At 68.7% G+C, this 7,823-nt stretch carries 9 protein-coding genes; 6 read left to right on the forward strand and 3 right to left on the reverse strand.

The annotated features are described in order from the left end of the window. Positions 1-56: 56 nt before the first annotated feature. From ACIHAO_RS31295 to ACIHAO_RS31305, 3 genes are all read right to left on the reverse strand, one after another. The gene (locus ACIHAO_RS31295) at positions 57-500 is read right to left on the reverse strand and encodes a GNAT family N-acetyltransferase (RefSeq protein WP_396563880.1); all 444 of its coding nucleotides are present in this window, start codon (positions 498-500) and stop codon (positions 57-59) included. Next, on the reverse strand, positions 497-1,534 hold the full coding sequence (locus ACIHAO_RS31300) for an MBL fold metallo-hydrolase (protein WP_396563882.1): 1,038 nt from the start codon (positions 1,532-1,534) through the stop codon (positions 497-499). Before ACIHAO_RS31300 ends, ACIHAO_RS31295 begins: the two co-directional genes overlap by 4 nt. A gap of 180 nt (positions 1,535-1,714) precedes the next feature. Then, entirely contained in the window at positions 1,715-2,521 is an 807-nt protein-coding gene (locus tag ACIHAO_RS31305; RefSeq protein WP_396563884.1) for a phospholipid scramblase-related protein, read from the reverse strand. A 120-nt stretch (positions 2,522-2,641) separates the two neighbouring features. Between ACIHAO_RS31305 and ACIHAO_RS31310 the strand changes: the two genes are divergently transcribed. From ACIHAO_RS31310 to ACIHAO_RS31335, 6 genes are read left to right on the forward strand one after another with little or no spacing between them, the layout of a single operon-like run. Next, entirely contained in the window at positions 2,642-3,679 is a 1,038-nt protein-coding gene (locus tag ACIHAO_RS31310; protein WP_396563886.1) for a methionine synthase, read from the forward strand. Positions 3,680-3,701: 22 nt separating this feature from the next. Next, entirely contained in the window at positions 3,702-4,394 is a 693-nt protein-coding gene (locus ACIHAO_RS31315) for a hypothetical protein (RefSeq protein ID WP_396563888.1), read from the forward strand. A gap of 10 nt (positions 4,395-4,404) precedes the next feature. Next, on the forward strand, positions 4,405-6,537 hold the full coding sequence (gene ligA / locus ACIHAO_RS31320) for an NAD-dependent DNA ligase LigA (RefSeq protein WP_396563890.1): 2,133 nt from the start codon (positions 4,405-4,407) through the stop codon (positions 6,535-6,537). Further along, positions 6,530-7,024 (forward strand): GNAT family N-acetyltransferase, encoded by a 495-nt coding sequence (locus tag ACIHAO_RS31325; RefSeq protein ID WP_396563892.1) that lies wholly within the window; start codon positions 6,530-6,532, stop codon positions 7,022-7,024. Before ligA ends, ACIHAO_RS31325 begins: the two co-directional genes overlap by 8 nt. A gap of 32 nt (positions 7,025-7,056) precedes the next feature. Next, positions 7,057-7,278 (forward strand): type II toxin-antitoxin system VapB family antitoxin, encoded by a 222-nt coding sequence (locus ACIHAO_RS31330; RefSeq protein WP_396563894.1) that lies wholly within the window; start codon positions 7,057-7,059, stop codon positions 7,276-7,278. Beyond that, positions 7,268-7,690, forward strand: a complete 423-nt coding sequence (locus ACIHAO_RS31335) for a PIN domain nuclease (protein WP_396563896.1) — start codon at positions 7,268-7,270, stop codon at positions 7,688-7,690. Before ACIHAO_RS31330 ends, ACIHAO_RS31335 begins: the two co-directional genes overlap by 11 nt. Positions 7,691-7,823 lie beyond the last annotated feature (133 nt).

Genomic DNA, 7,823 nt, shown 5'->3' on the forward strand with positions numbered 1-7,823 from the left:
TTGCGGTCCTTGCGCGTGCAATTACCGCAACCAGGTGACGAATTGCGGCGGAGGGGTCAGAACTTAAGCTTGAAGCCGGTGTGCGTGGCTTCGAAACCGAGGCGCTCGTAGAACCGGTGCGCGTCCTCGCGTTTCACGTCCGACGTGAGCTGCACGAGGGCGCAGCCCCGCCGCCGTGATTCGTCGATGGCCCACCGCATCAGGTCGCCACCGAGGCCGGAGCCGCGATGGCTCGCCCGCACCCGGACGGCCTCGATCTGCCCGCGCAGCGCGCCTTTCCTCGCCAGTCCGGGAATGATCGACAGCTGGAGCGTGCCGACGGCCTCCCCGCCGTCGTCGGCGACGATCAGCAGATGCGCTGGATCGGCGTCGATCTCTTCGAAGGCCTTCAGATATGGCGCGAGGTCGTCGACGGAATCACGGGTGCTGCCGATCTGGTCGTCGGCGAGCATACCGACGATCGCCGCGACGTCTTCCCGGCGCGCTGGACGGATGATCATGAGGCGTAGTGTCGCACTCCGTCGGTCTCGGTCGCGGCGAGTTTCCCTTGGGCCACCAGCAGATCCAGATGCGAGCCGGTCTCGAGGACGGCGAGCATCTGGTTGAACGGGTCCATGTCGGGAAGTTCGCGCTGCCTCCGCGTCCAGCCCAGCCGCAGCGCGACCTCGTACGCCGTCGTGACGTCCGCGGTGATCTCGGCGCCCATGACCTCGAGCCGGTCGCGGTGGTGCTCCAGCAGCGCGTCGACGCGGGCGTGGACGCTGCCGGTGACGGGACCGTGCGCGGGAAGCATCCGCCGGTCCGTCATCTCGCGGACCAGGCGCAGGGAGTCGAGGTAGTCGCGCAGCGGCAGTTCGGCGGGCACCGGCTGGAATCCGATGGACGGCGTGATGTGCGGCAGCACGTGGTCGCCGGAGAACACCAGCCCCGCCTCGTCGTCGACGAAGACGACGTGCCCGGCCGTATGGCCCGGCGTGTGCACGACGTCGAACTCGCGGCCGGGCACGATCGCGCGTTTGCCGGAGGTGAGCCATTCGTCCGGCTGCTCCCACAGATGCGCCTCGGTGTGCCGGACGCCGCCGAAGGCCCTGGCCAGCTCCTCGACGACGGGTCCGGCGCCACAACGTTCGAGCAGGCCGACCTGCGCCTCCATCGGGAACCGGTCCGGATCGCCGGAGCGCGTCAGCGAGGGCTCCTCCAGCTTCCCGAGCCCGAGCTTGCCGCCGAACTCGCGGCGCAGTTCCACGGCGAGGGTGTAGTGATCGCGATGCACGTGGGTGATCAGGAATTCGTCGATGTCACCGAGGTCGGCGCCGAGCGCCTTCAACCCGCGCGAAAGCCGCTCGCGGGCGGACTCCAGCGCCCAGCCCGAGTCGACGAGGACCAGCCGGGTGCCGTCGGTGACGACGTAGACGTTGACCGCGCGCAGCGCGTCCTGCGGCAGGGGCAGCGGGATCCGGTGGACCCCGGGCGAAACCGTGTAGACGCCTGGCTCGGCCCAGTCCCGCTCGCCGTCTTCGGGCAACGGCTCCATGGTGACCTCCGTCCCGGACGCACTCCGGCGTGCCGCCCAGTCCCTCCACCTTGAGCCGCCGGAAGCCGAGTGTCCACTTGTGCGGGTGAGACCCCGGTCACTTGCCTGCCGCAACAAGTCACCTGGTTGCGGTCCTTGCGCGCACCGATTACCGCAACCAGGTGACTTGTTGCGGAGGTGTCAGTTCGTGTCCTGCTTCAGCGCGGTGTCGATGGTCAGCGCCGAGGCGACCACCATCGAAGCCAGCGGATCCCGCAGCGGCCGGTGGATCTCGACGACGTAGTTGTCGGCGGTGGTGAAGGCGGCCTTCACGAATCCGCCCCAGGTCTTGGTGATCCGCGCGATCTCGACGTCGGCGTCGTCCTTGACGACGAAGTTCCACGCCCGCCAGTTCTCGGCGAAGATGCCGCCGATCTTCCGGCCGTCGACCACGAACCCCAGCCGGATCTTGCCGAAGACGTTCTCCTGCACGATCTCACCGATCGGGGAGTCGTCGGCCTTCGTCACCAGGAAGCGGGATTTGAACACCTTCGCCGGCCGCGTCACCTTCAGCACGGTGCTGTGGTTCGCGTCGCGGATCTCGAAGCGGTGGGTGAGGAACTGGTCGTAGTTCGTGAGCAGCCGGATGGCCTTCTTCAACGTGCTCTGCCCGACCTGGACGACGCCGCCGAGGCGGTTGCCGTTCTGGTCGAACACCCCGAACTCGTTCGACATCTCGATGAGTTTCGCGCGCTGGTTGACCACCAGCACGGGTTCGGAGAACAGGGTGCCGCCGCCGGTGGCCCCGCCGCTCCTGCCCTGGGTCCCCCTCGCCGCCTGCGCCCGGACCTTCGCCGGGTCGTGCGCGCCTTCGATGTCCAGCTCGATCATCTCGGCGTCGTGCGAAGGCCGCGTGTTCGCGGTCCAGGCCTGCCCGTCCCACCACCGGTACATCCGGGGGTTCTGCTGGTCGGGGTACCAGCCGGCGGGCTGTGGAGAGCTCGTCATGGCAGGTCAGCGTAATCCGCTCGGCGCCGTCACGGGCTCGTCGACGGCAATTGCGTCGAATGTCCGTGTCCTCCCCCGCCCCGCCGTCCTCTCAGGTCGGACCAAGGGGAGAATCCGGGTGTGAACGAACGACCTTGGCCTCTCGGCGCGGCCACCGCGATCGGTTCCCTGCCCGGTACCGAACCGGTCGAGGCCGCTTCGATCGTGTTCGGCGAACTGCCCGAATTCCCCTGTATGCCCGAACTTCCCGCCCGCGGTGTCGGGGCCGACATGATCGGCCGGACGGCGGCGCTGCTGGTCGACCTCGCCGTCGAGGTGGTGCCGAGCGGGTACCGGGTCGCCGCCCGCCCGGGGCACGACCACCGCCGGGCCGTCGACCTGATGAACTGGGACCTCGACGCCGTCCAGGAGGCGAGGGAGAAGGCCGGCGCCGCGCCGCCCGCCTTCAAGATCCAGGTCGCCGGGCCGTGGACCCTCGCCGCGAACGTCGAACTCCCGCGCGGGCACCGGATCCTCACCGACAAGGGCGCGCTTCGCGATTTCGCCGCGTCGCTGCTCGACGGACTGGCCGGGCACGTCGCGGAACTGAAGTCGCGCATCGGCGCGCCGGTGGTGATCCAGTTCGACGAACCGTCGCTGCCCGACGTCCTCGCCGGCGATCTCCCGACGGCGTCCGGATACGGCACCGTTCCCGCCGTTCCCGCGCCGGAGGCACGCGAGCTGCTCTCGACGGTGATTTCCGGTGCGGAGCGCATCACCGGGCAGCCGGTCGCGGTGCACTGCTGCGCGGCGAAGCCGCCGATCTCGTTGCTGCGCGCGGCGGGGGCGCAGGCGATCGCCTTCGACTTCACCCTGCTGAAAGGCGCTTCGCCCGCGCAGCTCGACGAGATCGGCGAAACGCTGGACTCCGGGACGACGTTGATGCTCGGGCTCGTCCCCACGACCGATCCCGGCGTGCCGGTGGAGCTGCGTGACCTGGTCACGCCCGTGTTCAAACTCGTCGACCGGCTGGGTTTCCGCCGCGAGATCCTCGCCGAACGGGTCGTGCCGACCCCGGCGTGCGGTCTCGCGGGCGCCACCCCCGACTGGATGCGCCGCGCGCTCACGCTCAGCCGGGAGGCCGGCAAGGCTTTCACCGAACCGCCTGAAGGCTGGTGAACGGCGCGGTAGCGTGCCTCTCATGCGTTTGTTCCGCCGACCTCGTAAGTCCGAGGACGTTCCCGACCCCCGCACCGCCTGGCCCGAGCAGCCGGTCCCCGAGGACGCGGCCGCCGCGGCGGCGGCCTTCTGGGAGGCGTGGTTCGCGCTCCTGCCCGAGGTCAGCGCCGCCCTCGGCGATCGTGAACCGCACCGGGTGGAACACGACCTCTGCACCATCGTCGAGGCGCTGCACCCCCGGCTGCACTTCTCCCTCGACCGGGGGCACCGGGCGATCTACTCGCTGGTGCTGACCGGCCAGGAGGATCCGGAACTGCGCCCGTACACCGACGCGTGGAAGGCCGCGGCGCCGCCGGAGGACGCCATCTGGGAGTACCACGACTCCGTGCCGCCGGTCCCCGATCCGAGTGAAGTCACCGTCAACCTCGGCGAGACCCGCGTCGCGCTCGCCGACGTGCGGGTGACCGCGAAGGTGGACGAATCAGCCGGACGGGTGGACGTGACCGTGTTCCATCCGCTGATCGGCGAGCTCGCGCCGGAGACCCGGACGACCATGACCTTCCTGCCGCTGGACGCCACGCTGGGTGAGCGGGTCGCGGCCGAACGGCTGCGCAAGGTCGAGCTGGTGACCGAGACCCAGGACGGGCAGCTGACCCTGCTGGAACTGCGCGAGGTGGTCGGCAGGCTGTCCGGAAATGTCGGTACCCCCGACTAGAGTCACCCCCGTGAGCAGCGAACTTCCCGAAAACCTCGAGCCCGCGCAGGACGTCACGGACGTGCCGGCCGACGTCCGTGAAAGGCATGCCGAACTGGCGGAGGAGATCCGTGGCCACCAGTTCCGGTACTACGTGCTGGATTCACCGATCGTGTCCGACGGCCAGTTCGACGAACTGCTCAACGCACTCCAGGCCATCGAGGACGAGCATCCGGGGCTGGTGACGCCGGATTCGCCGACGCAGAACGTCGGCGGCACGTTCTCCACCGAATTCGTCGCGCACGACCACCTCGAGCGCATGCTCAGCCTGGACAACGTCTTCGACACCGAGGAGTTCGAAGCCTGGGTCGAGCGGGTCCAGAAGGAGATCGGCGCGACGAAGTACCTCGCCGAGCTGAAGATCGACGGGCTCGCGATCAACCTGCTGTACGAGAACGGCCGCCTCACCCGGGCGCTGACCAGGGGCGACGGCCGCACCGGTGAGGACGTCACGCTCAACGTCCGCACGCTGGAGCAGGTGCCGGAGCGGCTGACGGCGACGGACGAGTTCCCGGTGCCCGCGCTGGTCGAGGTCCGCGGCGAGGTGTACTTCCGCGTCGAGGATTTCCTGGCGCTCAACGCGAAGATGGTCGAGGCGGGCAAGGATCCGTACGCGAACCCGCGCAACACCGCCGCCGGATCGTTGCGGCAGAAGGATCCCAAGATCACGAAGTCGCGCAACCTGCGGCTGATCTGCCACGGTCTCGGCAAACGTGAGGGCTTCGAGCCGAAGCGGCAGTCCGAGGCGTACGACGCGCTGGCCGCGTGGGGCCTGCCGGTCTCGCCGCACAGCAAGGTGCTCGGTTCGGGCAAGGAACTGCTGGCGCACATCGAATACTGGGGCGAGCACCGGCACGACGCCGAGCACGAGATCGACGGCGTCGTCATCAAGGTCGACGAGGTCGCGCTGCAACGCCGTCTCGGGACGACCTCGCGGGCGCCGCGCTGGGCGATCGCCTACAAGTACCCGCCGGAAGAGGCGATCACCACCCTGCTGGACATCCAGGTCAACGTCGGCCGCACCGGGCGGGTCACCCCGTTCGCGGTGATGGAGCCGGTGAAGGTGGCCGGGTCCACGGTCGCGATGGCGACGCTGCACAACCAGGAAGAGGTCAAACGCAAGGGCGTGCTGATCGGGGACAAGGTCGTCATCCGCAAGGCGGGCGACGTCATCCCGGAGGTGCTCGGCCCGGTCGCCGACGCGCGCACCGGTGAAGAGCGCGAGTTCGTCATGCCGTTGCGCTGCCCCAACTGCGACACCGAACTGGCGTACCAGAAGGAGGGCGACATCGACATCCGTTGCCCGAATTCGCGGTCGTGCCCGGCGCAGCTGCGGGAGCGGCTGTTCCATCTCGGCGGCCGGGGCGCGTTCGACATCGAGGTGCTCGGTTACGAGGCCGCGGTGGCGATCCTGGACGCCGGTGTCGTGCACGACGAGGGCGACATCTTCGATCTGGACGAGGAAAAGCTGCTCCAGGTGGAGTTGTTCCGCACCAAGGCGGGGGAGCTGTCGGCCAACGGGCGCAAGCTGCTGGACAACCTGGAGACGGTGAAGGACCGTCCACTGTGGAAGGTCATCGTGGGCTTGTCGATCCGGCACGTCGGCCCGACGGCGGCGCAGGCGCTCGCGCGGGAATTCGGCTCGCTCGAACGGATCGAGAACGCCTCGGAGGAGGAGCTCTCCAGTGTCGACGGCGTCGGCCCGACCATCGCGCGTGCGGCGAAAGAGTGGTTCGAGGTCGACTGGCACCGCGAGATCGTCGAGAAGTGGCGTGCGGCGGGCGTGCGGATGGAGGAGGAGCGCGACGAGTCCATTCCGCGCAACCTCGAAGGCCTTTCGATCGTCGTCACCGGTTCGCTGAACGACTACTCCCGCGACGAGGCCAAGGAATACATCATGGCCCGCGGCGGGAAGGCGGCCGGTTCGGTGTCGAAGAAGACGGCGTTCGTGGTCGTCGGCGACGCGCCGGGCACGAAGTACGACAAGGCCGTCCAGCTGAAGGTGCCGGTGCTCGACGAGAACGGCTTCCGCGTGCTGCTCGAAAGCGGCCCCGAGGCCGCCGCCGAACTCGCGCTGCCGACAGAGGAGGAAACCGGTGAGTGATCTCGAGATCCGGCCCGCCCGCCCCGAGGAGCTGACGGCGGTCGGGGAGCTCACTCTGGCCGCGTACTCCGCGGAACGGAGCCTCGTCGACGGCGTGGGCTACGCCACCGAACTCGTCGACGCCGCTCGCCGCGCGGAACTGGCCGAACTCCTGGTCGCGGTGGACGGGGACGGCACCCCGGTCGGCACGGTCACCATCGCCCGGCCGGGCACGCCGTTCGCCGAACTGTCCCGCGAGGGCGAACTGGAGTTCCGCATGCTCGGGGTGCTGCCCTCGGCGACCGGGCGCGGCGTCGGTGAGGCCCTGACCAGGGCGGTCCTCGCGCGGGCGCGGGAACTGGCCGTGGCGAGGGTGGTGCTGTGCAGCCTGGTCACGATGACGCGGGCACACCGGCTCTACGAGCGGCTCGGCTTCGTGCGGCTGCCCGACCGGGACTGGGAGCCGCATCCCGGGGTGACCCTGATCGCCTACGGCCTGGAGCTCTGAGTCGATACACCGTGTTGGTGTATCGTTGGTGTATGAGTCGGACCAATATCGACATAGACGACGATCTGGTCGCCGCGGTGATGCATCGCTATGGGTTCAAGACCAAGAAGGACGCGGTGGATTTCGCGTTGCGAAAAGCGGCGCCGGTGATCACGACCGCCGACATCCTGGGCCTGGAAGGGATCGGCTGGCAAGCGGATCTGGACGAGATGCGCGACGGCTCCGCGGACCGCAAGTGGCGCAATGCCTCCTGACCAACCGTGCCTGATCGACAGCTCGGTGTGGATCGATTTTCTTCGCAAGCGTGCCACGCGTGCGAGGGATCTGGTCGTCGAGCTGGCCGCGCGGCCGAAGATGATCGTGACCTCCGAGCCGATCGTCATGGAACTGCTCGCGGGAGTGAGCGCCGAGGCGCTTCCGCGTCTTGAGCGGACCCTTGCCGGTTTCGTGAACCTGGGCGTCGATCCCGCGATCGACTTCAGGAGCGCGGCGGAGATCTCCCGTGCCGTCCGTGCGGACGGGCACAGGGTCCGTTCCGCGATGGATTGCCTCATCGCGGCGGTGGCGGTACGGCACAAGGCCGTGCTGATCCACAAGGACGTCGATTACGTGCGTATCGCCGAAGTCGTCCCCGAACTTCGAGCCGAGGCGATCTTCGACTCGTGACGTGACCCCGGCCGTGCAATGAAGGGGCCTTTCATAGCAAAATTTGCTATGAAAGGCCCCTTCATTGCAGCGGGGCGCTGGCACGATGGCGGGCATGAAGGTCATCGGGCTGCTGGGCGGGATGAGCTGGGAA

The organism is Amycolatopsis sp. NPDC052450 (genome assembly GCF_044547565.1).
Classification (GTDB): Bacteria; Actinomycetota; Actinomycetes; order Mycobacteriales; family Pseudonocardiaceae; genus Amycolatopsis.